The organism is Tepidibacillus sp. LV47, from assembly GCF_048381575.1.
Classification (GTDB): domain Bacteria; phylum Bacillota; class Bacilli; order Tepidibacillales; family Tepidibacillaceae; genus Tepidibacillus.
Genome location: NZ_JBLWIF010000002.1, coordinates 169,489 through 195,669 on the forward strand (window position 1 = coordinate 169,489; position 26,181 = coordinate 195,669).

General features: G+C 37.4%; 21 protein-coding genes and 1 pseudogene. 16 read left to right on the forward strand and 6 right to left on the reverse strand.

Going from position 1 to position 26,181, the window contains the following annotated elements; all coding sequences use genetic code 11:
• The first annotated feature begins 6 nt into the window (after nucleotides 1–6).
• From ACMW72_RS04005 to rfbD, 10 genes and pseudogenes are all read left to right on the forward strand, one after another.
• Complete coding sequence (locus ACMW72_RS04005) at nucleotides 7–963, forward strand: GDP-mannose 4,6-dehydratase (RefSeq protein WP_418367547.1); 957 nt, start codon at nucleotides 7–9, stop codon at nucleotides 961–963.
• Between the two features lie 9 nt (nucleotides 964–972).
• Complete coding sequence (locus tag ACMW72_RS04010; protein WP_418367548.1) at nucleotides 973–2,283, forward strand: hypothetical protein; 1,311 nt, start codon at nucleotides 973–975, stop codon at nucleotides 2,281–2,283.
• A 172-nt stretch (nucleotides 2,284–2,455) separates the two neighbouring features.
• Nucleotides 2,456–3,571 (forward strand): annotated as a pseudogene (locus tag ACMW72_RS04015) (IS4 family transposase).
• Nucleotides 3,572–3,781: 210 nt separating this feature from the next.
• Nucleotides 3,782–4,873, forward strand: a complete 1,092-nt coding sequence (locus ACMW72_RS04020; protein WP_418367549.1) for a glycosyltransferase family 4 protein — start codon at nucleotides 3,782–3,784, stop codon at nucleotides 4,871–4,873.
• Nucleotides 4,870–5,991 carry a glycosyltransferase family 4 protein gene (locus ACMW72_RS04025; RefSeq protein ID WP_418367550.1) on the forward strand — a complete coding sequence of 374 codons (1,122 nt, stop codon included), beginning with the start codon at nucleotides 4,870–4,872 and terminating at the stop codon, nucleotides 5,989–5,991. The genes ACMW72_RS04020 and ACMW72_RS04025 overlap by 4 nt, the downstream gene beginning before the upstream one ends.
• A 21-nt stretch (nucleotides 5,992–6,012) precedes the next feature.
• Nucleotides 6,013–7,389 (forward strand): sugar phosphate nucleotidyltransferase, encoded by a 1,377-nt coding sequence (locus tag ACMW72_RS04030; RefSeq protein WP_418367551.1) that lies wholly within the window; start codon nucleotides 6,013–6,015, stop codon nucleotides 7,387–7,389.
• A 65-nt stretch (nucleotides 7,390–7,454) separates the two neighbouring features.
• Nucleotides 7,455–8,342 (forward strand): glucose-1-phosphate thymidylyltransferase RfbA, encoded by an 888-nt coding sequence (gene rfbA / locus ACMW72_RS04035; protein WP_418367552.1) that lies wholly within the window; start codon nucleotides 7,455–7,457, stop codon nucleotides 8,340–8,342.
• A gap of 27 nt (nucleotides 8,343–8,369) precedes the next feature.
• On the forward strand, nucleotides 8,370–8,924 hold the full coding sequence (gene rfbC / locus ACMW72_RS04040) for a dTDP-4-dehydrorhamnose 3,5-epimerase (RefSeq protein ID WP_418367718.1): 555 nt from the start codon (nucleotides 8,370–8,372) through the stop codon (nucleotides 8,922–8,924).
• Complete coding sequence (gene rfbB / locus ACMW72_RS04045; RefSeq protein ID WP_418367553.1) at nucleotides 8,921–9,934, forward strand: dTDP-glucose 4,6-dehydratase; 1,014 nt, start codon at nucleotides 8,921–8,923, stop codon at nucleotides 9,932–9,934. The genes rfbC and rfbB overlap by 4 nt, the downstream gene beginning before the upstream one ends.
• The gene (gene rfbD, locus ACMW72_RS04050; RefSeq protein ID WP_418367554.1) at nucleotides 9,931–10,773 is read left to right on the forward strand and encodes a dTDP-4-dehydrorhamnose reductase; all 843 of its coding nucleotides are present in this window, start codon (nucleotides 9,931–9,933) and stop codon (nucleotides 10,771–10,773) included. Before rfbB ends, rfbD begins: the two co-directional genes overlap by 4 nt.
• Before the next feature lie 556 nt (nucleotides 10,774–11,329).
• Here the strand turns inward: rfbD and pdxA are convergent.
• The 6 genes from pdxA to ACMW72_RS04080 all read right to left on the reverse strand — a co-directional run bounded on the left by pdxA (nucleotide 11,330) and on the right by ACMW72_RS04080 (nucleotide 17,924).
• On the reverse strand, nucleotides 11,330–12,325 hold the full coding sequence (gene pdxA, locus ACMW72_RS04055; protein ID WP_418367555.1) for a 4-hydroxythreonine-4-phosphate dehydrogenase PdxA: 996 nt from the start codon (nucleotides 12,323–12,325) through the stop codon (nucleotides 11,330–11,332).
• A complete protein-coding gene (locus ACMW72_RS04060) occupies nucleotides 12,322–13,611 on the reverse strand; it encodes a four-carbon acid sugar kinase family protein (protein WP_418367556.1) in 1,290 nt (429 codons plus the stop codon). The genes pdxA and ACMW72_RS04060 overlap by 4 nt, the downstream gene beginning before the upstream one ends.
• A gap of 56 nt (nucleotides 13,612–13,667) precedes the next feature.
• Nucleotides 13,668–14,651, reverse strand: coding sequence for a 2-keto-3-deoxygluconate permease (locus tag ACMW72_RS04065; protein ID WP_418367557.1), 984 nt, complete (start codon nucleotides 14,649–14,651; stop codon nucleotides 13,668–13,670).
• A 160-nt stretch (nucleotides 14,652–14,811) separates the two neighbouring features.
• Entirely contained in the window at nucleotides 14,812–16,602 is a 1,791-nt protein-coding gene (locus ACMW72_RS04070) for a PrpR N-terminal domain-containing protein (protein WP_418367719.1), read from the reverse strand.
• 682 nt (nucleotides 16,603–17,284) lie between these two features.
• Nucleotides 17,285–17,707, reverse strand: coding sequence for a PIN domain-containing protein (locus tag ACMW72_RS04075; RefSeq protein WP_418367558.1), 423 nt, complete (start codon nucleotides 17,705–17,707; stop codon nucleotides 17,285–17,287).
• A complete protein-coding gene (locus ACMW72_RS04080) occupies nucleotides 17,691–17,924 on the reverse strand; it encodes a type II toxin-antitoxin system Phd/YefM family antitoxin (RefSeq protein ID WP_418367559.1) in 234 nt (77 codons plus the stop codon). The genes ACMW72_RS04075 and ACMW72_RS04080 overlap by 17 nt, the downstream gene beginning before the upstream one ends.
• Nucleotides 17,925–18,312: 388 nt before the next feature.
• Here ACMW72_RS04080 and ACMW72_RS04085 point away from each other — a divergent pair, with 388 nt between their 5' ends.
• The 6 genes from ACMW72_RS04085 (at nucleotide 18,313) to ACMW72_RS04110 (ending at nucleotide 26,110) form a co-directional block, all read left to right on the forward strand.
• On the forward strand, nucleotides 18,313–19,302 hold the full coding sequence (locus ACMW72_RS04085) for a LacI family DNA-binding transcriptional regulator (protein ID WP_418367720.1): 990 nt from the start codon (nucleotides 18,313–18,315) through the stop codon (nucleotides 19,300–19,302).
• A gap of 144 nt (nucleotides 19,303–19,446) precedes the next feature.
• Complete coding sequence (locus ACMW72_RS04090) at nucleotides 19,447–20,850, forward strand: sucrose-specific PTS transporter subunit IIBC (RefSeq protein WP_418367560.1); 1,404 nt, start codon at nucleotides 19,447–19,449, stop codon at nucleotides 20,848–20,850.
• Between the two features lie 40 nt (nucleotides 20,851–20,890).
• A complete protein-coding gene (locus ACMW72_RS04095; RefSeq protein WP_418367561.1) occupies nucleotides 20,891–22,321 on the forward strand; it encodes a glycoside hydrolase family 32 protein in 1,431 nt (476 codons plus the stop codon).
• A gap of 13 nt (nucleotides 22,322–22,334) precedes the next feature.
• Nucleotides 22,335–23,207 (forward strand): ROK family protein, encoded by an 873-nt coding sequence (locus tag ACMW72_RS04100; protein ID WP_418367562.1) that lies wholly within the window; start codon nucleotides 22,335–22,337, stop codon nucleotides 23,205–23,207.
• A gap of 505 nt (nucleotides 23,208–23,712) precedes the next feature.
• Nucleotides 23,713–24,738: a Gfo/Idh/MocA family protein gene (locus ACMW72_RS04105; RefSeq protein WP_418367563.1), complete on the forward strand. Its 1,026-nt coding sequence runs from the start codon at nucleotides 23,713–23,715 to the stop codon at nucleotides 24,736–24,738.
• A 25-nt stretch (nucleotides 24,739–24,763) separates the two neighbouring features.
• Nucleotides 24,764–26,110, forward strand: a complete 1,347-nt coding sequence (locus tag ACMW72_RS04110; protein ID WP_418367564.1) for a nucleotide sugar dehydrogenase — start codon at nucleotides 24,764–24,766, stop codon at nucleotides 26,108–26,110.
• The last annotated feature ends 71 nt before the right edge of the window (nucleotides 26,111–26,181 follow it).

Here is a 26,181-nt window from a genome sequence, read left to right on the forward strand (position 1 = left end):
ATATAAATGCGTATATTAGTAACCGGTGGTGCTGGATTTATTGGTAGTCATCTTATTGATCATTTGCTACAAGAGGGGCATGAAATTATATCAATAGACAATTTTGATCCTTTTTATGATAAAAACATAAAGTTGCGAAATATCGAAAGACATTTTGATTTTAATACTTTTAATTTTATGGAATTAGATATTCGCAATCGTGATGCTATATTTTCTATTTTTCATAAATATCAACCTGAAGTGGTTATACATTTGGCTGCAAAAGCAGGTGTAAGACCTTCTATTTCTGATCCTTATGGTTATGTCGATGTAAATATAAATGGGACCATCAATATTCTTGATGCATCAAGAGACGTAAAAGTATCAAAGTTTATCTTTGGATCTTCCAGTTCAGTATACGGGTTAAATACAAACATTCCTTTTTCCGAAGAAGATCCGATTCTACTCCCGGCTTCTCCATATGCTGCAACAAAGATATCTGGAGAGGCAATAGCACGCAGTTATTCCAATTGTTATGGGCTCCCAATCGTATCTTTACGCTTTTTTACTGTATATGGCCCACGCCAACGGCCAGATCTAGCTATTCACAAATTTACAAAAATGATATTAAATCAACAACCTATTCCATTATTTGGGGACGGTACGACTAGCCGCGATTATACTTATGTAGAAGATATTGTAAATGGAATAAAAGCTGCCCTTAAAAAAGAAGTATCTCAATATGAAGTTTATAATCTAGGTAATGATAAACCGACAAAACTTATTGACCTCGTTCGACTGATTGAGGAAAAGACAAATAGGAAAGCAATAATAAACTGGCTTCCTATGCAGACGGGTGATTTACCGATTACTTGGGCTGATTTAAATAAGAGCAGAAAGGAATTAGGGTATCATCCAAAGATAGAGCTTAATGAAGGGCTTGAACTGTTTATTGATTGGTTAAAAACTATTGAAGCTAAGTAGGAGTAAATAATGAAAAGAATATTAAAGTGGTTACTTTTTATTTGGTTTATTTTAAATATATTTAATGCTCCAATCCGTTATTATCTTTATAAATTTGGAATAAGTTGGCTAATATATATAAGCGATGTTATTTTAATTGTTATGATAGGTTATGGTCTCTTAATGATAATAAGGTCAATGAGAATTAGCCGACTTTTTTTATTCATCATTGTTATCATTTTATTTAGTACGTTTATTGGTTTTGTGAATCAACTTAGATTTTTACAGATCCTTTTTGGTATAAAGGTGTTTTTACCTTTATTAGCGGGTTTAGTGGTTACGAAATACAATATAATACAACATAAGCATTTTATTAGTATATACCGTATCTTCATTCCAATCATAATAATTGGATTAGTGTTAGAACATATCCAAGTGATTCCTTGGAAAGGATTTAGTTATAATTTAGGAGGGTTTACCATTGAAGGAAATCGTGCGTGGACAACATTTGGTATCCCTCGATTATCTGGTTTTCAGCGAGCATCTTTTGAGACAGCTATTATTCTATTCTTTTTAGATATGTTTTATTTGTTAAATATATATATACGAAAAACAAAAATAAAAATTAAATGGGTACTCTATGATGCGTTATTATTTGTTTTATCTATTATTGGTATAATATATACAACATCAAAGACAATATATTTGGCTGAAGGAACATTAATCATAATATCTGTTATACTAATTCTTTGGTCTAAAGTAAATGATAAGGTGTTTAGAAGATTGATTTTAGTGACAGTAAAATTGATACTATTCTTTTTATTATTATTCGCTGTAATTCCACCAGTGATATCATTTGTGTTACCAGATTATATAAATGATATTATTCTTTCAGACAACTATTTTACTAAACTTCTCTTTACATCCTATATTGATCGTATGGTATCAACGTGGCCTGATGCCTACTCATTAAATAATTACACGTATTTTTCATTATTTGGAAGAGGTATAGGGGCAATTGGAGCTCCACAAAAATATTTCGAATCTAATTTATATAATCCAGGTGATAACATTTTTGTATATTTAAATCTAACTTTTGGATGGATTGTATTATTGTTTCTTATTTTTTGGATTATTATACATCTCATAAAGATTAATATGAATCATTCTAAAGATATTTCGTTAATCTTCTTTTTATTATCAGTGTTTTCTATTGGAGCTACATTGAATGGTTTGGAATCTTCAACCTTTGCTTTAAGTATAGGTATGCTTTTATCAAATTATTATGAAATACCTTTTCATAATAATGAGAATGACAGAAGATTAGGATTTCATGTCTGATATGTATAGAATAATTCCATAAAATATCAGACATCACTAGCGTTGCATTAATTAAATCTGATGATTCGAAATAATAGCAATCTTCAAAAATTATATGTCCATACAACAAAAAATCCTTTACAATGGAAGTACAGGTGATTCCTGTCCAAATCCAATGTAAAGGACAACCAATATGGACAAGAATACACTAATTTCATCATTTGGTAAATGGGTTTCACCTATTAATATTCAAAAACTTTCTGAACAGGTTGTAAAACATAAACAAGACTACTACACAAAAAAACTTACGACTTATGCTTACATCAAGCTTTTACTTTTTGCTCAGTTGCACGAAACCGAAAGCTTACAAGCCATGAGTGATGCACTAATTGATGAAGATCTTCAAAAAACACTTGGATTTGAATCGATTAGTGCTTCTCAGTTATCACGAAAAAAAAATGAGATCGATCCGGCTATTCTTTCAACTATATTCTTGGATCTTGTTTATCAAATTCAACAAATCCACTTTAAAAATAGAAAGAACATGCCATTAAAGATCATTGATTCAAGTACACTACTGCTTAACTTAACCCATTACAAATGGGCAAAATTTCGTAAAACAAAAGCGGGTGTAAAACTGCATTTACGACTTCTGTTCATGGACAAGGACACTGTCTATCCTGAAAAAGCAGTGATGACAACAGCAAAAGAACATGACAGAAATCAACATGAAGTCCTTGTCGATGACAAGGAAGTCATGTATGTGTTTGAGCGCGGGTATGTTGACTATGAACGTTTTGATCGAATGACAGATGATGGTTACTTCTTTGTATCAAGGCTAAAGAAAAATGCCGTCATACGAGAAATCGAAAGTTTTACTCTTCCCGAAGGTAGCAAGGTTTTAGCTGATAAAATGGTCTACATCGGGACACCATAAAAACGGGCAGAAAATATCTTTCGCCTTCTTGAGGTGATCGATATAAAGGGGAATAACCTTCGGTTAATCACGAACCGATTTGATTTGAGCGCCGAAGAAATCAGTGAAATTTACCGATCACGCTGGGCAATTGAACTATTTTTTAAATGGCTCAAGCAGCATGTTGAGATCAAACATTTTTATGGAATGAGTGAAACGGCAATACAAAATCAAATCTACTTAGCACTAATCACTTATTGCTTAAATGTTCTCGTGCAACTTGAGATGAAGAGTAAGAAATCATTACTTCAAATCACTCGCTGGTTAAAGGCTGCGATTTGGAAGCCAGCATATATTTGGTTACGTCGGTTTGACGAACGATCTAGCACATAATTAAAGAATTGTTGCTGTCACTCTTGCACTAAATGTATATATTTACCAAATGGACAGAGTCACCTTTTCTTTAGGTTTTGTCCTTTTGGCTCTAATTCTCGAAAACATATTTACTGAAAATTTCGGCTATATTTATGCAACGCTAGTGACCGATTATATTAAATTTATTTATAAAACCAAAAAAAAAAGAAAAGAAGAAGTGAATATTAAATGAAAAATATCACGATAGATTTACGTATGATAGATTCATCAGGTATAGGAACATATATTCAAAATCTTATTCCTAAGATAATAAAACAATATCAAGCAAACTATTATCTTTTAGGAGATATTTCAAAAATAAAAGAATATATTGATGAAAAAAATAATTGTGTTAATTATATATCTACAACGTCAGGGTTATATTCATTAAAAGAACAATTTGAACTATTAAATTTAATACCTAAAAACAGTTCTTTATTTTGGTCACCCCATTATGTTATTCCTTTATTCTATAAAGGGAAAATGCTTGTAACAGTACATGATGTGTTTCATCTCGCTAAACCTGAATTTATAGGCGGTTTTCATAAAAAGCTATATGCTAAATTAATGTTTAAAGCTGTTAGCAAAAAGGCAGATGCTATTATTTCAGTATCTGACTTTACAAAAAAAGATTTTCTAAAGTTTGTTAATGGAAATCAAGATAATATATATACAGTATATAATGGGGTAAATAATTTTTGGAGAGAATGTAGAGATAGAGATATAGATTCAAATGATTCAAAACCTTATATTGTCTATGTAGGCAATGTTAAACCACATAAAAATTTAATATCTTTAGTAAAAGCATTTGAAAAAATAAAAAATCAAATTCCTCATAAATTAGTTATCATTGGGAAAAAAGAGGGTTTTATTACTGGGGATCAAGAAGTTATTAAATATGCTGAAAAACTAAAAGATAGAATTCAATTTACAGGATTTGTTGATGATGAAACATTAAAGCAGTATATTGTAAATGCAGATGCTCTAGTTTTTCCGTCCTTCTACGAAGGATTCGGCCTCCCTCCTCTAGAAGCCATGGCTTGCGGCTGCCCTGTAATTGTTTCAAATGTAGCTTCTTTGCCAGAGGTTTGTGGCGAAGCTGCGTTATATGTTGACCCGTATAGTCCAGAGGATATTGCTGAAAAAATCAAATTGTTATTGTCTGATGATAAATTAAGAGAAGAATTACGAAGAAAAGGTCTAGAAAGAGCCAAGCTGTTTTCATGGGAAAAATGTGCGGAGGAAACAATAAAAGTTATTGAGGAGGTGCTAGCAAAGTGAAAGTCGCAATTATTCACGACTGGCTAGTCACCTATGCAGGCGCTGAGAAGGTGTTAGAACAGTTATTAATGATTTACCCTGATGCTGATTTGTTTAGCCTCGTAGACTTTATAGATGAAGATCAGAGAGGTTTCATTTTAAATAAACAGGTTACTGCCTCTTTTATTCAAAAGTTGCCGTTTGCTCGGAAAAAATATCGCAGCTATCTTCCTTTTATGCCATTGGCTATCGAGCAATTGGATGTATCAAAGTACGATATTGTTATTTCTAGTTCCCATGCAGTTGCGAAAGGAGTCATTACGGGCCCTGACCAACTGCATATTTCTTATGTTCATTCACCAATTCGTTACGCATGGGATTTGCAGTATCAATATTTAAAAGAAGCGGGACTAGAACGCGGAATGAAAGGCTGGATCGCGAAGACAATCCTTCATTACATAAGAAATTGGGATTATCGTACGGCAAATGGTGTCGATTATTTCGTTGCGAATTCAAAATTTATCGCTCGGAGAATTTGGAAAGTGTATCGAAGGGAAGCGGATGTCATCTATCCACCGGTAGATGTGACCACTTTTTCTTTTCATGACCAAAAAGAGGATTTTTATCTTACAGCGTCACGAATGGTTCCATATAAAAAAATTGATTTAATCGTTGAAGCTTTCTCACAGATGCCAGATAAAAAATTAGTGGTTATAGGTGATGGACCGGATTTTCATAAAATTAAGGCAAAGGCTGCTTCTAATGTAGAGTTGCTTGGATATCAGTCTTTTGAAATATTAAGGGATTATATGCAACGGGCAAAAGCATTTGTATTTGCCGCAGAAGAAGATTTCGGAATCACACCTGTTGAGGCACAGGCTTGTGGTACTCCAGTTATTGCCTATGGGAAAGGCGGGGCATTAGAAACTGTTCGAGGATACGGACAAACTGAGAATCCTACAGGCTTATTTTTTGATGAACAGACAGTAAAATCGTTAGTTGATTCTATTAAATCATTTGAGAATATTTCAGGTGAAATTAAATACCAAGATTGTCGTGAAAATGCATTACGTTTTTCACCAGAAAGATTTAGAAAAGAGTTTGAAGACTATGTGAATAGTAAACTTGAAAATATGTAGATAAAAATTAGGAGGTTTCCGATGAAACTTGTATTACTTTCTGGCGGTTCCGGCAAACGCCTTTGGCCGCTATCAAATGATTCTCGTTCAAAGCAATTTTTAAAAGTATTAGAGAATGGAAATGGCGAATTGCAATCGATGGTGCAACGTGTTTGGGGACAGTTGAATAATGTTGGTCTAGCTGAGTCCGCTGTGATTGCTACTAGTAAATCCCAAGTCGATATAATTCAAAGTCAATTAGGACAAGATATACCTATTATAATAGAACCGATGCGGCGTGATACGTTTCCAGCGATCGCTCTTGCATCGGTTTACTTGTATAGTGTGGAAGGAATTCGTTTAGATGAAGTCATTGCGGTGTTGCCTGTCGATCCTTATGTGGAGGATCGCTTTTTTCATCGAGTGAAAGATTTAGAGAAAACCGTACTCATGAGTGGAGCAGACTTGGCTTTAATTGGAATTCAACCGACCTATCCATCTGAAAAGTACGGTTATATTGTTCCAACTTCTAAATTAAGAGACATTGCTCCCATTAATGTTAGTCATTTTGTGGAAAAACCAAATGAAGAAAAAGCAAAAGAATTAATAACACAAGGCGCGCTTTGGAATAGTGGTGTATTTGCTTTTAAGTTGAATTATATGATTTCTCTATTAAGTGAAAAAGGATATCCAATACAGTATGATGAATTGCTAAAACAATATGATCGACTTCCTAAGATTAGTTTTGATTACGAAGTGGTGGAAAAAACAAAGCATATTGTAGCAATAACTTATAATGGATATTGGAAAGACCTTGGCACATGGAATACGTTAACAGAAGAAATGGGAACCAATAAAATTGGTAAAGGAATTGTAAGCAATGATAGCGAAAATACACATTTAATTAATGAGCTTGAGATTCCTGTAACAGTGTTAGGTATTTCTAATGCAATTGTTGCTGTTAGTCCAGATGGAATTCTTGTTGCGGATAAAGCGAAAACCCCAAAAATTAAAGAAATAGTGAAAGGTTTTGAACAGCGTCCCATGTATGAAGAACGTCGTTGGGGTTGGTACCGGGTATTAGATTATACAAAGTTTGAAGATGGACGAGAAGTATTAACAAAACGAATTGGGATTAGAGCAGGTAAGAATTTAAGTTATCAGATACATCACAAACGAACTGAAATTTGGACGATCATTAAAGGAGAGGGACTATTTGCCCTTAATGATAAGATACGTAAAGTAAAAGCTGGAGATGTATTACATATTCCTATGGGAGCAAAGCATGGAGTAAAAGCCCTCACAGATTTAGAGTTTATCGAGGTACAACAGGGCAGTGAGTTGGTGGAAGAAGATATCGTCCGTATTTACATGACATGGGAAGAAGTAGAACAGCGTAGCAAAAATATCGTTTATTAAACTGAGAAAATAATTATATAGGACAAAGTATTGTATTTATTCCGAAAGGAGCTTACATATAGCTTATGAAAGGGATTGTTTTAGCCGGCGGGAGTGGTACCCGCCTTTATCCTTTAACAAAAGCGGTATCTAAACAACTATTGCCTATCTATGATAAACCGATGATTTATTATCCTTTATCCGTATTAATGTTGGCGGGTATCCGTGAAATTCTTATCATCTCTACCCCTACAAACACACCACGTTTTCAAGAACTGCTTGGTGATGGTGCGCATCTTGGCATCTCACTATCCTATGCCATGCAGCCTTCGCCCGATGGATTAGCACAAGCATTTATAATTGGGGAAGAGTTTATTGGTAAAGATAATGTTTCTCTTATATTAGGAGATAACATTTTTTATGGTCATGGTTTAACAGAGTTGTTACATAAAGCTGTAGCGCGTAAAACAGGTGCTACTATCTTTGGTTACTATGTAAATGATCCGGAGCGCTTTGGCGTAGTAGAGTTTGATGAAAACGGAAAAGCAATTTCCATTGAAGAAAAACCGCAAAATCCTAAGTCCAATTATGCGGTAACAGGTTTGTATTTTTATGACAATCGTGTTGTTGAAATTGCCAAAAGCATTAAACCTTCTGCACGTGGAGAACTAGAGATTACAGATGTAAATAAAAAATATTTAGAGCTTGGCGAATTGCATGTCGAAATTTTAGGTCGTGGTTTTTCATGGTTAGATTCCGGTACGCATGAATCATTACTTGAGGCTTCGCAATTTATCGAAACAATTGAAAAACGGCAAAGTTTGAAAGTGGCTTGTATTGAAGAGATTGCTTATGTGAAAGGATATATTGATCGGGAACAATTATTAAAGTTAGCTGAGCCGTTAAAGAAAAACCAATATGGTCAATATTTAATTGAGATTGCTAACCAGAAAAAACGACCAATCTATTATTAAAATGCTGAGGTGTTCGTTGTGAAAATTATGGAGACATCTTTACCCGGTGTATTGTTAATTGAACCAAAAGTGTTCGGCGACCATCGGGGTTTTTTTATGGAAAGCTATAATAAAAAGCTTTTTGTAGAATATGGGCTTGATTTTGAATTTATTCAAGATAACCATTCGTTATCCCAACAAGCAGGGACAATACGTGGCTTTCATTATCAGCTAAATCCGAAGGCGCAAACGAAATTAGTTCGTGTTACTAGAGGTGCTATTTACGATGTAGTTGTCGATATTCGTAAAGGTTCACCTACTTTTGGCAAATGGCAAGGTTTTATTTTAAGCGCGGATAATAAACGGCAATTGCTTGTGCCGAAAGGTTTTGCGCACGGTTTTTGTACGTTAGTGGAAAATACGGAAGTGCAATATAAAGTGGATGAATACTATTCTCCAGAGCATGATCGCGGCATTCTTTGGAATGATCCGGCGTTAGGAATTGATTGGCCGACAGCGAATCCAATTCTTTCTGACAAAGATACGAAACATCCGTTATTAGCAGATGCCGAAATCAACTTTGAATGGGAGGGACAGTCATGAATCTTTTAGTCACAGGTGGAGCAGGTTTTATTGGCAGCAACTTTGTTCGTTACATGCTTGAGAAATATCCAAATTATAAAGTAGTGAATTATGATTTATTAACCTATGCCGGCAATCTTGAAAACTTAAAAGATGTTGAAAATCATCCGAACTATACATTTGTCAAAGGTGATATCAATAACCGTGAGCTAGTCGATTATCTTGTGAAAACCCATAAGATTGACGTTATTGTGAACTTTGCGGCGGAATCTCATGTTGACCGCAGTATTACAGACCCAGATATATTTGTGAAAACAAATGTATTAGGTACGCAAGCGTTATTAGATGTGGCGAAAGCCAATAATATTAAAAAATATGTGCAAATTTCAACGGATGAAGTGTACGGTACACTTGGAGAAACGGGATATTTTACAGAAGAAACACCATTAGCACCAAACAGCCCTTATTCAGCAAGTAAAGCTGGCGGAGATCTACTTGTAAGAGCGTATCATGAAACGTATGGGCTAAATGTGAATATTACGAGATGTTCCAATAACTATGGACCATATCACTTCCCTGAAAAACTCATTCCGTTAATGATCACGAATGTGTTGGAAGGGAAAGAACTTCCGATTTACGGTGACGGTCAAAATATTCGTGATTGGTTGCATGTTAAAGACCATTGTGCGGCGATTGATTTAGTGATTCATAAAGGTAGACCTGGTGAGGTATACAATATTGGTGGTCATAATGAACGGACGAATAATGAAATCGTACATTTTATTGTTGAAAAACTAGGTGTTTCAAAAGACTTAATTAAATATGTTGCCGATCGACCGGGCCACGACCGTCGTTATGCGATTGATCCAACAAAAATTATGACCGAGCTTGGTTGGAAGCCGCAATATACCTTTGAAAAGGGTATCGCTGAAACGATTCAATGGTATATCGATAACCAAGAATGGTGGAAAAATATTAAATCGGGTGAATATATGAACTACTACCAAAAACAGTATGGTGACAAGCTATGAAAGTGGTTGTAACAGGCGCAAAAGGCCAGCTCGGCACCGATTTAGTCCATGTGCTCGCTGATAGAGGGTTTGAAGTGTATGGGTATGGACGGGAAGAGTTAGATATAACAAAATTTGACCAAGTAAAACAGGTTATTACGAAAGCTTGCCCTGATGTTGTCATTCATGCTGCAGCGTATACAAAAGTCGATTTAGCGGAATCTGAGCCGGATCAAGCATTTTTAATTAATGCATTTGGAACAAGGAATGTTGCAGTAGCATCAGAAGCAGTGGGAGCTAAACTTGTCTATATCAGTACCGATTATGTCTTTGATGGAACGGCGAATACGCCATATAATGAGTTTGCTCCAACCAATCCAATTAGTGTATACGGCAAAAGTAAATTAGCGGGGGAACAGTTTGTTCGCGATTTACACTCTAAGTTTTTTATCGTCAGAACTTCTTGGGTGTATGGACGGCATGGGAATAATTTTGTGAAAACAATGTTAAAGCTGGCCGAAGAACGGGATGAATTGATGGTTGTCCACGATCAAGTTGGCTGTCCGACGTATACAGTAGATTTAGCCAATTGCATTATGGAACTGATTCAAACGGAAAAATACGGCGTTTACCATGTTTCCAATTCAGGGCATTGTTCTTGGTATGAGTTTGCGAAAGCAATTTTTGAGGAAGCTGGGATAAAAGTTAAGGTAAATCCGTGTACAACAAAAGACTTCCCGAGACCAGCACCAAGGCCGGCTTACTCGGTGTTTGAGCATATGGCTCTTCGATTGAATGGGTTTAAAGAAATGCCTCATTGGAGAGAATCGTTAAAAAGTTTTTTAGAAATGATTAAATAAGTTGTGTATTCTTTGGGGATGGTGCCTCCCCAATAAAGTGAAATATTCGCTTGAAAAGATTATTTCTTCTACTTAGAAATGGCATAAATTGTAAACTATTAGAAAGCCTCCTGTCTATGAAATGCCCCCTTTCAAGTAGATAGGAATAAAAAAGCATACTTATGCGGTTATAAAGTAGGTAACATCCATCACCGGTTTTAGGTCATTTCTTCGGCTAATGTGGTAAGCCACAATCTCGTTGTTGTTAGGTCTTTAATGGCCGATAAAAAATTAAGTAAGTGATGTCCGTTACCCACTGTAGATCCCTTTTAATTTCTTATGACATTCTAGGATTTTTTTCTTATTTTTTTCATCTTCCAACTGCTTTGCATATGGACACTCCTGTCGTTTAAGGGGCTCATATCATTGCCGGGGCGGTTGTTTGTTTGTAAATATTAATGACTAAATATTCTGTGTATATTTAAGTAGGACAGCGACGATTTGGTCGTTGTTCGATTTGGAAATAGAAAGTAACAGGTTTTGATGAATGATGCTAGATGATGCCAAAGGTTGGTGTTCAAACTTTTGGCGCCAGTTCAACAGCGACACGAATGGCTTCGATCATGCTTCGTTCGTCCGCCAAATTTTTCCCTGCAATATCAAAGGCTGTTCCATGGTCGACAGATGTGCGGATGATGCCGCCTTTTAGACCGACTGTAATGTTTACTCCGGCTTCTAATCCTAACACTTTAATAGGGGCATGTCCTTGGTCATGGTAACAAGCTACAACAATATCAAAATCTCCTTGTACCGCACGGTAAAATAACGTATCTGCCGGATATGGTCCAGTTACATTGATTCCTTCTAATTGTGCTTTACGGATGCCAGGAATGAGTTTTTCCTCTTCCTCTCCATTGCCAAACAGTCCGTTTTCTCCAGCGTGAGGATTAATACCGCACACAGCAATACTTGGATTTTCTTTCCCTGCTCTTGTTAACGTTTCGTGAGCCAGTTTAATGACTTTGTAGGTTCGATCGGGATTAATCATTTCAATTGCTTTAATTAACCCGACATGTGTAGTAATATGAATGACTTTAAGTTTTGGAGAAGATAACATCATCGCATAATCTTTAGTGCCTGTTAAATCGGCCAAAATCTCTGTGTGCCCTGGGTATAGATGTCCGCCTTTTTGCAGTGCTTCTTTATTCAAAGGAGCTGTACAAATTGCCTGAATATCCCCGTTTTTCGCTAATTCGATTGCACGTTTTAAGAATTGGAATGCGGCATCTCCAGCTGCTGCTGATACTTGGCCAAAAGGCAAATCGGCGGGAAGCAAGTCTAAATCGATGCAATCAATCGTACCGTATTGGTAAGTTGCTTCCTTTACGTTTGAAATAGGGTTAATGGTCAGTCTAGAATTCGTAATTCGAGTTGCCCGTTCTAATATTTTTGCATCTCCTATCACTAAAGGGTTGCATTGTTCATAGATGGAGGTGTTTTGGAGAGCTTTTACGATAATCTCTGGTCCTATACCGGCAGCGTCTCCCATCGTTATTCCGATAACAGGTTTCATTTGACATCTACTCCTTGTAATTGGTGAATTGCTTGAATAAATGTATTTTCCGAACCAAAGGCTCCCGCCTTTGTCACTACATACATCCCTGAGTCATGAATTAATTTCGCTATTGGCACTCCTGTTTCAACTTCATCTAGCAATTCAAAACCTGTAGCCCCAACTTTGTCGCATACATTTTTTGCAGTATCGCCGCCTGTTAATATCATCCCTCTAAAATAGCCCTTGTTGATTAATGTAGAGGCAACCTCGCCTAAATTTTGAGCGATGAAATTGCTTATTTCTATTGCGCTTAATCCTTTCGATTCGCCTATTTCCTGCACCTGCTTTATTTCATTTGGTGAAGCGGAAGAATATAGGGCTACATGATAACCTTGTTTGGCCCAGTCTTCTGCTTGGTGAAAGGCTTTTTCAATTTCTTCGCAGCGGGACTGGTCATTGCTAACCAGTCTTACGGAATCAAGCTGTACACCTTTCACGTTTTTTAAAGAAAGGGCAAGATCTAACTGTTTGCGAGATATTTGGCTCACACTGCCTACGACTAGCAGGATGGGATGACTTTGATTGATCGTGATCGTTCTTTTTGACTTTTGAAGCTGATATACTTCGGGAAGGTAATTGGCAAGACCTGCCGACCCGACCCATACAACTTTTTCGTTGATGCGGCACACGTATTGCGCGATACAACGTAAATCTTCCTCAGTTAAAGAGTCAAAGACAATGTAAGGAATGTGATTCTCACGATAATCGTTTAGCCTTTCTTTTACTTTGTCAAATCCAAGACGAAGTGTTTGATAGTCAATCAGTCCTATGGGGCGCTTCGTCTGCTTGGCAATTAAATTAGGAACATATGATTCTTTTACTGGACATTTAGGGTCTCTTGATATTTCCGTCTCATGTAGCAATGTATCATGTAAAAAATGATATCCTTTGTAAATGGTTCTTCCGTTTTTGGGATACCCTGGCGCTATAATCATAAATGTCGGCTTTATCGCATCGTAAACCGCATCGATTTCCGCTCCGATATTTCCTCTAAGGGTGGAATCGATTTTTTTGTAGATAATCGGGAAACGAGCTTTTAGTGTTTCCGATAGGGCCTTTACTTTCTCATAGGCTTCTTTCTTAGATAAAGAGCGGCTGTCGGCATCAATGACAACCGCATCGTTTTCATCTAGTTGGCTCGAATTCAGTTGAAATAGAACAGATGTTTTTAATCCGTAATGAGCAAGCTGCACGCCGCTGTCGTTGGCTCCTGTTAAATCATCTGCAATGATTGCGATCTTCATGGTGCATCTCCTTCCTTAAATGGAGAAGCCCAAGTTATAGACATGGGCTTTATGGATTAATTTGGTAATTGGTAGTATTGTTGTAATTCATTTTTCTTTTCCAATCGTTTCGCTAAAAAGGCGATATAAATTGGCAGTAAAATCGCTGTCGTGACCGTACTTGCCGCTACTTGTACTGTCGCTAAATCAGCCACGCTGGCGAAAGAAGCGTTAGCTGCTGCGATCGCTGCAGGGGTGGCTACTGCGTTGCCTGCGGTAGAGCCTTCAGCAGCTCCAACAATCGGGTTCCAGCCGAATGCTTTAAAGACTAAGTATCCGGCAGTTCCGGTTAACAATACTGTAGCAACGCCCAACAATACGCCGCTTAATCCCCCTTTGATGATCGCTTCGAAGTCGATCCCCATTCCTAAGGCAAACGCAAAAAATGGGATTAACATATCGCTGCCTTTCGCTAAAAATTCTCTCATTTCATCGTCTAAGTTTCCAAGAATCATGCCGATTGCAATTGGAAGTAAAACGGAAATAAAGGAGACAATGGAAAACATTCCGTCGACAAACCCCATTGCGCCGAAAATAGATAACGCTACCATTGTTAAGAACGGTCCATCATTTAATGCCAATAGAGAATATGCCGCTTTGTCATCTTCTTTTCCATACTGGCCGACAATCGCCATATAAAGACCGCCGTTGCTGTTGGTCATTGCCGCAATAATAGCTAGTGGTGTTAAACCCAAAAAAAAACCGTTTGGACCAGCTGCTATATAGGCGATTAATCCTACAAGTGCTCCTACAAGCCACTTAACGAGTAGCAACGTAAACCCTTTACCAAGCGCAACGCCTGCGCTTTTTACATTAATTTGCGCTCCTGCACAAAGTAAAAACAAAGCAATTAAAGCGCTTGCACTATTGACAAATAGTGCTTCTGTAAAGTTTCCGATTCGAAGCAGATTCGGTGCGAACGTATTGATCGTCGCGGCCAACAGCAATGGCACCACCATCATTCCACCAGGAATGCGATCTAATGTTGCTTTAATTTTCATCCCTTCTTCTCCCCTTTATCATTGTTTTGAAATGAAACAATTTTATAAATTATCTTACAATAAATCGTTTTCATTTTGATTTTATTAGAAAATGTTTAATTTATCAACGCTATTTTTATTAAAAAAACAAAAAACTGAAATAATATTGTATTATGCAACATTATTTCAGTTTTCTCCATAACGTACTGCGATTAATCCCTAATCTTTTTGCTGCCCTTGTCTGATTCATTTCTTCTTCTTGCAATATTTTCCATATAATGTCTTTTTCAATTTCGGCTAGCGGTTTATTTAAATCAATCACGGAATAGCCTGGTTGAGCGTGATCATCTGAGCTTTTAAAAATGTTATTTAAATCATCTTTACTAATATACTCATTATTCGTAAACTTAATGGCTTGTTCAATCACACTGCTTAATTCTTGTAAATTATTTTTCCAAGTACGGCTGTACAGCCACTTTAGCGCTTCTTCCTGTACACCTACGATTTGCTTTCCATATTTGACATTATATTTCGCGATAAAATTCCGAACATACTCATCTAAATCTTCCATATATTCTTTTAGGGACGGCAATCGAATTTGGCTTTGTTTAAATTGTTTAAAAATGTGGGCCGATAATTTCTTTTGCCGTAACAAATTAATCGGATTATCATGAAATAAAAAAATAATGCGTGCTTTCGTCTGATGGATGAGCCGGACTAGATGATCTTGATGTTCCAACCGCAAACGTTCTACGCCTTGTAAGACACATGTCCCCATCTCTAGGTGAGCGAAGATGCGCTTGAAATAGTCTATTATCTCGCGATGATCTTCGAAGATGCGGATTAGCAACAGAAAACCGTCTTTCTGCTCGCTCTCACAATGAATGATTCCAGCTAGTGTTTTTTTTCCAGTTCCTTTTTCGCCATATAACGCTACTGGCGCATTATGTGTCGCAGCCTTTCTTCCTTGCTTAATGACAGTTTGAATCAGTTGGCTATTCCCAAGAATCTGTGAAAAGGAAGTCATTATTGGTTGTATGGCAGTAACGGATAGGCTGTATTCTTCTTGATCTTCCTCCTCTTCGGCAGAAAACCGCAGGTAATACTGGTTTTCGTCTTTATCCGCTTTAAGATATCCTTGCCGAAACTGCATAAGTTCATCATCGGTTACGAAAGTGTACGATACTTCTAGGGGTTCTATTTTTTTACATAATTGCGCACACGTATTGTTGAGAAACGGAAAATACGCATAAATAGAGGATTCATCCGAATCGTTTTTGATTAATTGCAATACTTTTTGAAAAGATGAACTAGCAAATTGTATAATGCCATTTTCGTCATAAACAGCAATAGGTTCTTTCGTTTTTTGCAGTAGTTCTTTATATAACTTTGTTTGTCTAGCAGTGTTTTCAATGATTCGATAAGTTTGTTTTGCTTGTTCAAACGCTTCAATTACAGACTCTCTGCCTGAAGTAATCAGTATGCTTTGAAGCCCGTGCGCTTCCGCCGTCTTGCAGGTGATCGTGTCCCCGATAATAGTCTGGGCGCCTTCGGTTTTAGCTTGTTGAACTGCCTCAGCTACCTCTTTTTGATCATGGATAATAGTATAAGGAATATGAACACCTAAAAGATTGGATACAGAAACAAATCCTTGGCATATGCTAGGAAATCCAATAATACGGAGGTGTGCGCTATTGGCTTTGACTAATGTCAATATACGTAATATGTCGTAGCCTGATACTTTTATTTCAATGACTGGCAACGATGTATGTAGGCGCAGTAGCTGTGCGGTGCCTCCACGGCTGATAATGATATCGTAATCTTCTTTTTCGTATTGTTTCGCAATAGGAATAGCCTCTTGCAAATCTCCTTGTACAACTGTAATGTCCAATGATTGTTGCTCTTTGGCAAGGGTTAAGGCTAATTCTTTTAAACCAGGGTAGGGAGCAATAAATAATGTTTTTATTTTCATGTTTATCAATCACCCATCTCATGTGTATTTGGCTACCATTCATTATAGCCTACTTTCGCTTTGAGGTAAGTTTTTGAATGTTATTTTAGCTTAAAGGGGGTGCTGAAATTATGTTTTATGGCCGTGTGAACCGGTATTTTTGGGAGGCAATCATGGGGATATCGAAGAGTAACACCCCGATCATCGATTTGGGACAATGGAAAAAAACTGTGTCTTAGTCTCGATCCACTTTCACTTGTCGGAAAAACAGCACAAAGAAAACCGCCGTTTGCAATCTCGGCAACGGCTTAGGCTAGCGATGAAAATATGTAAAAAAAGTAACCGGCCGCACAGCCGTCATGGAATACACTGGCTGCCGCCATTTCGACCCGGTGCGCCTTGTCGCTTCTTTGCGAAAAATTTATGAAGAACTTGGCTGGAACGCAATATTCGTTGGAACAAATCGAAAGCGCATGGAAATGGCATCAACGAAATGTGGAGGGAAAAGGAAACGGTACGGTAGAGAGCTTATTTAGATTTACTTAAAAATATCAAAGACTGTAGAACACAACTTCCTAATTTCAGAAGGTATACTACGAGGAATCTATCGTAATAACATTAGCTTGCTATCTGGAAAGTCGAAATCATCGGTTAGGCTTTAATAGCCCCAAAAAAGAAAAACCGTCTTATGAACTCAAGACAGTTAAAGCGCCTCAAAATACTTTGTTAGAAAATCTTCTGGTGTTATTGCCGGGATGGGCGAGTTCTTAAAATCTTTGGGGTTGCGGGTGACGATAAAATCTATGTTTGCACGTTCAGCACAAACAATTATCAATTCGTCTTCAAAGTCATCGACTTCTGGGCGAAAGGCTTTTTTGATATCTTTTGACGTAACATCAATGATCTCAACTAACTTAAAAAGAGTGTCAAGTACTGTAAATAATTTTTGTTTATCTTTGATGGAACGGTTTAGGATATAGTGGATATCAGTAACAGAATTTGCAGTGATATACCCTTTTAATTGTTTTGTTTCGACTAAACGTAAAACGTTAGCAGAAAATTGGACAAAGGGTTCTCTGTTATGAAAAACGTCCAAGATAACATTGTTATCAATGATTATCTTCATTTTTCATCAATCGCTCTTTTCGTGCATCCTCAACCGTATAACCATCATCAGGAATTACCCCCATAAGTTGATTCACTAAACTTACTTTCTCGCTTTTAGGGGGAGAAAGTTGTGCAATAGGGATCCCATTACGGGTAATGATGATATCTTCTTTATTGACTAATGCAAGATACTTACCTAGGTTTTTCTTGAACTCGGTTGATGTTATTTGTAGCACAAGATCACCTCTTTTCTAATATGATAAGTACTTTTTTGACTATATTATACCACGAATTGTACGAAATTAGAATGTGGAAATTAAATATCGTACATTTTCCATCTTAGGTTATGACTTGATAGTTTTGTCTGACATGATTGTTATATCCATCAAATTGATATCAGACACGATTATGGACAATGCCGGATTGAAGCACAGGGGGTTGTGGAAGGACGGAAAATCGAAGAAGTGGTCATATGGCATTCCAATAATTATGGTGTGGGTATTCCGTTGATGATTGAAATATGGTATAATCCTTATAAAAGTTCTCCTTGTAATTAGGGTTATGTGGCAGCCATTCCTAATTATAAGGAGTTTTTTATTAGACGAGAAGAAAAGGATGAATAAATTGGTTACGATCAATGAAATTGCTAAATTGGCCAATGTTTCCCGAACCACTGTTTCCCGAGTGTTAAATAATTCAGGTTATGTAAGCGATGAAGCGAGAGCAAGAGTTCTAAAAGTGATTAAAGAAACCGGCTACATTCCCAGCCACCAAGCAAAATCATTGAGAACGAAGCAAACAAAAGTCATCGGCGTCATTTTGCCAAAAATCAGTACAGAAACTTCCAGCCGCGTCGTCATGGGGATGGATGAAGTTTTTTCAGAAAGAGGCTATCAAATATTATTAGCGAATACTAATTTAAAAAGGGAAAAAGAAATCGAATATTTAAATTTGTTAAAAAGCAGACGTGTCGATGGAATTATTTTACTAGCCACCAATATTCATGAAAATTTGGTAAAAGAAATCAAAAATATCGATATTCCATTTGTTGCAGTCGGCCAAGAAATTCCTCATTGCTCCTATGTTGTTCATGATGACTATCACGCTGCTAAAACGATCACAAAGAAATTGATTGAAAAAGGGCGAAAAAATATTGCTTTTATCGGGGTTTATGAATCAGACTATGCAGTTGGTGTTTTAAGAAAACAAGGCTATTATGATGCATTAAAAGAAAACGGCTTGCCTATCCAGTCTTCTTATATTGCTATTCGTGATTTTAAGCTTGAATCAGGGTATAAGGCGATGGAAGAAATTGCCAAAAATAATCATGTTTTTCCTGATGGGGTGTTTGCGGCAACCCATCGTTTAGCAATCGGCGCCATGCAATATTTAAAAGAAAAAAACATGAAAATCCCTGATGAAATTGGTGTGGCAAGCATCGGTGATTCGGATATATCGAAAATCTATTCCCCTGCATTAACAACGATCGATTATGAATATGAAGAAGCAGGGAGAAAGGCAGCAGAAATTCTTCTCCAGCAGATTGAAGAAAAAAATAATCATGAACAAAAAATTACCTTAGGTTATAGACTGATTGAAAGAGATAGTATATAATTAAAGTAGATGGAATCGATTTCATATAAACTTGAAAACGATTCCATCTATAAAATGCTCGATGTGGAATCGATTCCTCAATTTTTTGCCAAGATGTCTAAACCAAAATATTTGCTAAATGATGATGTGGGAGCGTGAAAAACGATGTCGGATAATAAACAAATTGCTAAAGAAATTCTTGAGGCAGTTGGCGGAAACGAAAATGTTATTTCTGCCGCCCATTGCGCCACACGTTTAAGACTGATGATTAAAGACAAAGGAAAAATTGATCAAAAGAAAGTAGAGAATATTTCCAAAGTGAAGGGAGCATTTTTTAATTCCGGCCAATACCAAATTATTTTAGGGACTGGAACTGTCAATCGAATCTATGATGAAGTGGTCAGATTAGGTGTCAGCGGCAAAACGAAATCTGAACAAAGCAGCGAGGCTGCAAAAAGCGGAAACGCGCTTCAACGGGCTATTCGAACATTTGGGGATGTTTTTGTGCCAATTATCCCGGCACTTGTTGCAACTGGATTGTTTATGGGACTGCGTGGTTTAGTCATGCAAAAACAAATATTGGCTTTATTTGGGTTATCCCCAGCTGATATTTCAGAAAATTTCATTTTATTTACACAAGTTCTAACAGATACAGCATTTATCTTCTTGCCGGCATTAGTTGCTTGGTCAACATTCCGCGTATTTGGCGGTACCCCTTTGATTGGTCTTGTTTTAGGCCTTATGTTGGTCAGTCCTTCCCTTCCTAACGCATGGGGAGTTGCTGGCGGCGATATCGAACCAATTAAATATTTTGGTTTTATTCCGGTAGTCGGTTATCAAGGATCGATTCTTCCTGCTTTTATTGCCGGCATTATCGGTGCGAAATTAGAACAGAACATCCGTAAACGCGTTCCAGAAGTGTTAGATTTGATTGTGACTCCATTTTTAACGCTATTAATCATGATTACTTTGGCGCTGTTTGTTATTGGTCCTATTTTTCATATTGCGGAAGAATATATTTTGCATGCAACGGTCTTCCTTTTATCACTTCCATTCGGTCTTAGCGGATTAATTATTGGCACCTTGGATCAGGTCATCGTTGTGACAGGTGTACATCATATATTTAATATGCTGGAAATTCAATTATTGGAACAATTTAAAAGTAATCCTTTTAATGCCATCATTACTAGTTCAATAGCGGCACAAGGCGGTGCAGCTTTGGCAGTAGGATTGAAAACGAAATCGTCTAAATTGAAAGCCTTGTCATTATCTTCTTCATTATCCGCTTTTTTGGGAATAACAGAACCGGCGATTTTTGGTATCAATCTTCGTTATGTCAAACCTTTTATAATGGGGTTAATCGGCGGTGGAGTCGGAGGATTTTTAGCATCAATACTTGGTTTAAAAGCTACTGGGATGGCTATTACCGTTATTCCGGGAACATTGCTTTATTTAAACGGGCAAATTCTCCCATATATTTTCGTTAATTTAACCGCAATAGGAACAGCCTTTATACTAACTTGGTTATTTGGATTTTCAGACAAAATGCTTGCGGAAAACAAGAAATAAATTTACATGAGTGTTGAACGATCGGAACAGGAGTATGTCAATGAAAAGCAAAAATGAAGCATATATTAACCATGATCCCTATCGCCCATGTTATCATTTATCGCCTCCATTTGGGCTGATGAATGACCCAAATGGCCTTATATATTTTCATGGGCGGTTTCACGTTTTCTATCAATGGAATCCGTTCGAAACGAATCATGGAATAAAGTTTTGGGGGCATTTTTCCTCAACGGATTTATTGCATTGGGAAGAACATCCTCCCGCTTTAGTTCCAAGTGAATGGTACGATAAAAACGGCTGTTATTCAGGTTCTGCCATCGAACATAATGATAAGATGTACCTTTTTTACACAGGAAATGTAAAAAATCAAAACGGTGAACGAGAATCATATCAATGTTTGGCTGTATCCGAAGATGGAATCCATTTTGAAAAAAAAGGCCCGATCCTCCATGTACCAAAAGGATATACTCCTCATTTCCGCGACCCAAAAGTTTGGAAACAGAACGGGCGTTGGTACATGGTTCTTGGTGCACAAAGCAATTCTTTAGATGGAAGGGCGGTTTTATTTTCCTCAACGGATTTATACCATTGGGAAATGTTGGGTCCTATTGCAGGAAGTAATTGGAATGGTTTAGGTGAATTTGGTTATATGTGGGAATGTCCGGATCTTTTCTCCCTACAAGGGAAAGATATCCTTTTGTTTTGCCCTCAAGGATTAGAACCTAAAGGATTGAATTATAAAAATCTGTATCAATCAGGTTATTTTGTCGGCCATTGGATCCCTGATACAAACCATTATGAACATGGAGAATTCATGGAATTGGACCGCGGCTTTGATTTTTATGCACCGCAAACCTTCGTAGATCACCATAATAATAGAAGAATAATGATCGCCTGGATGGGAATGGGGGATGATAATGAACGATATCACCCAACCATTGAAAAAGGCTGGATTCATGCGTTAACCATTCCTAGAGAAATTAAAGTCATTGGTGATCATTTATACCAAATGCCTATTAAAGAGCTGAAAAAATTAAGAAGTGGCAAACCGATCATGGTAAATCTTGTTTTAAACAATGAAAACGATGAATACTCTATGATGATCAATCCCCAATCAGAAATCATTATGAATGTGCATTCATTAACAAATGGACGGTTAGAAATAACGATTCGGAACAATATTAAATTAAAATACGACAAAAATGAAAATTTATTCACCATGGAGAGAAAAAAATTTGACGGCAGCGGATTGGAAAGCAGGCAATGCAAGGTAAATCAGCTGCGCAAATTACAAATTTATCTAGATTCGTCATCCATCGAAATTTTCATAAATGACGGGCAAGAAGTTTTTACAGCGCGGTTTTTCGCCAATCCGGAAGATCATACGTTTCGCATTTCATCGAAAGCGGAAGCTTCTATGCATTTGCAATTGTATTCATTGAGAATGAAAAATTCCTGTAAATCAAGATAGGGGAGAAGAAAACATGTTTTATGGTGCAATTGAAGCAGGGGGAACGAAATTTGTTTGCGCAGTGGGCAATGAAACAGGAGAGATCCTTGCCAAAGTGACCATTCCTACCCTCACACCAGAGGAAACAATGCCTCAAGTATTGGAATTTTTCCGGCAATATAACCTTCAAGCCATTGGAATAGGTTCATTTGGGCCTGTTGATCTAAATAGAGAAAGTCCAACCTATGGTTCGATTACCACAACACCGAAACTGGAGTGGCGGAATTATCCATTATTAAAAACAGTTCAAGAAACCCTTTCCCTTCCCGTCGGCTTTCAAACAGATGTTAATGCTGCTGCTCTTGGAGAGCTTCATTATGGTGCCGCCAAAGGATTAGACAGTTGTCTCTATTTAACCGTTGGCACAGGAATCGGTGGAGGAGCCATCGTAAACGGACAAGTTATTCAAGGATTAACCCATCCAGAAATGGGGCATATTATCGTACGACGACATCCAAATGATCCATATCAAGGGAAGTGCCCCTATCATAAGGATTGTTTAGAAGGGCTTGCTGCTGGGCCAGCCATTGAAGAACGATGGGGGAAAAAAGGGATTGAGCTGGCAGAGAGAAAAGAAGTTTGGGAATTAGAAGCCTACTATTTGGCGCAAGCACTTGTTCAATATATACTCATTCTTTCACCCAAAAAGATCATTTTAGGTGGCGGGGTGATGAAGCAATCCCAACTTTTCCCGCTTATTCGTCAAAATGTACAAGAACTATTAAACGGTTATGTGGATTTACCAGAAATAGATTCATATATTGTGCCTCCCGGATTAGGAGATCAGGCTGGAATTATCGGCGGGCTTGTTTTGGCGCATGAGGCACATCGTAGTTCGCATAGTTGATTTTTTATTCATAGCCCATCTTGAATGTTAGGGGGCATTTAGGGGTTTGTTATTCCATAAGCGATGGAATGTACAAACCTTTTTTTCGTATTAACTGTAATGAATAAGCGATCACTTTAAATTGTAGGTTAGTAGTAGTATAATACTTGTGAAAATTTTTCAAAAGAAGGTGGAGTTGTGTTACACTTGACGCCATGTATGAAATCCTTGGGGATGATGTAAAAACAGATTTAACAAAGAAAGATCTCTATTCCCTTGCCATACAATTGAATGACTATTCCAGTGCAGACGTAGAACAGGTGAAATATAAAAGAAAGAATGCAAGAACGATAGATCGTAGACCCCTAAGCTTATATATTAAGGGTATTTTAATAAGTAAAAGAAGCTAATTTTCTAGAAAACGTCAAGATTCAACGATGAAACAATATACCCAAAAAATGATAACAAGTGTATAATGTATTGGTGTATTTGTGATAATAAAGTGATAAAACAAGGAGGATTACATATGAACTTCGCGATCGTTGGTTGTGGTCGCATTGCGCCAAAACATGCAGAATCGATTATGGCGTTAGAAGAAGCAAATTTAGTAGCGGTTTGCGATATTATTGACGAAAAAGCTGAAGAGTTTGCGAAGAAATATAATGCGAAGAAATACTTAGATTACGATGAAATGTTAGAGGATCCTGAGATTGAGGTTATAAATATTTGCACACCAAGCGGTTTGCATGCCGAAATGGCGATTAAGGCGATTGAAAAAGGAAAACATGTGATGATTGAAAAGCCAATCGCCATGACTCTTGAAGATGCAGATCGAATCATCGAAGCAGCAAAAAGAAAAGGGGTAAAAGCAGCAGCTGTCCATCAAAATCGTTTCAACGATGCTATCCAAAAAACAAGACAAGCTCTAGAGGCAGGACGTTTTGGTAAAATGTCTCATGGGGTTGCCAGCATCCGTTGGAATCGGAATCAGGCATACTATGATCAAGCCTCATGGCGTGGAACCAAAGAGATGGATGGCGGTACATTAATGAACCAATGTATTCATAATATCGACCTGTTACGTTGGATGATGGGACCTGTGAAAAAAGTCTATGGCAATACAGCAACCCGTTTCCGCCGCATTGAAATGGAAGATGTAGGGGTAGCTGTTCTTGAATTTGAGAGTGGTGCCCTTGGGATTATTGAAGGAGCAGCTACTGTCTATCCAACCAATTTAGAAGAGACGTTAAATCTTTTTGGTGAAACTGGGACTGTGGTTGTTGGCGGCATTGCCGTCAATCGAATTGAGAAATGGCGTTTTAGCGAGAATTTTAAAGAAGAGGAAGAAGCCATTGTCAAAGCGCAAGCAGAAAATCCGCCAACCGTTTATGGCTATGGCCATCAATTGATCATTAAAGACTTCATTGAGGCTATCAAAGAAGACCGTGATCCTTATGTTACCCTTGAAGATGGTAGAAATGCTTTGGAGATTGTTCTAGCGATTTATGAATCAGCTGAAAAGGATCAACCGGTTTATTTGAATCAAAAATAACTTAATTTAGGAGGATATCATACACATGGCTCTAACCGAAAAAGAATTAGAAATGAATCCGATAGCTAAAGAGCTATATGACAAAATTGAAAATAAAACAGCAACCATCGGTGTTGTTGGACTTGGTTATGTGGGTTTACCTTTAGCGGTGGAAAAGGCAAAAGCAGGTTATCAGGTGATCGGTTTTGATGTTCAACAAAAACGTGTCGATATGGTGAACCGCGGGGAAAACTATATTGGGGATGTGGTTGATGAAGACTTGACCGACCTTGTGAAAAGTGGGAAACTTACAGCAACCACGGATTATTCGAGAATTCAAGAAGTGGATGCGGTAGCCATCTGTGTTCCTACACCTCTTGATGAACATCAACAACCAGATATCTCTTATGTTGAAAATTCGACAAAAGCAATCGCTGAGTATTTACATCAGGGAATGCTTGTCGTCTTAGAAAGTACGACTTATCCTGGAACTACAGAAGAAGTGGTAAAACCCATTTTAGAGCAAACAGGATTAAAATGTGGGGAAGACTTCTTTGTTGCTTATTCTCCAGAGCGTGTCGATCCTGGTAACAAGCAATTTAATACGAAAAACACACCTAAAGTCGTGGGCGGGGTAACTCCTGTTTGTACGAAACTGGCAAGTACAATGTATCGGAATGTCCTTGAAGGAGAAGTACATGAGGTTTCCAGTCCAAAAGTTGCTGAGATGGAGAAGATCTTAGAAAATACCTTCCGCAACATCAACATTGCCTTGGTTAATGAGATGGCCATTCTCTGTAATAAGATGGGAATTGATGTATGGGAAGTGATCAATGCAGCAAAGACCAAACCTTATGGCTTTATGGCGTTCTATCCAGGCCCTGGCTTAGGTGGTCATTGTATTCCCATTGACCCATTCTATTTAACTTGGAAGGCAAGAGAATATAAGTACCATACACGTTTGATTGAGACGGCAGCTGAAATTAATAACTACATGCCAGAGTTTGTCATCGAACGAACGATGAAGATATTAAATGAGGAGAAAAAATCGCTAAACGGTTCGAAAGTCTTGTTATTAGGCGCAGCCTATAAGAAGGATATCGATGACTTAAGGGAATCCCCTGTATTAGATATTATTGAGTTTTTAGAGAAATATGGAGCTCAAGTTTATTATAGTGATCCCTATATTCCCAAGTTCAACCATAAAGGGAAGGAATATCAATCGGTTGATGTTACTCCTGAGCTCTTAGAGGAAATGGACATTGTGCTCCTAACCACCGATCATAGTGATTTCAATTATGAAATGATTGCAGAATCAGCAAAGATAATTTTTGATACGCGAAATGGTTTTTCAAGGGTAAAAGAGCTTAAGGGGAAGTATTATAAGTTATAAGCGAGTACTTTCAGGCACCGCCTCTTTTTCGGTTTCGGTGCCTCTTGTTTATTCCAATTGGATGGTGAGCA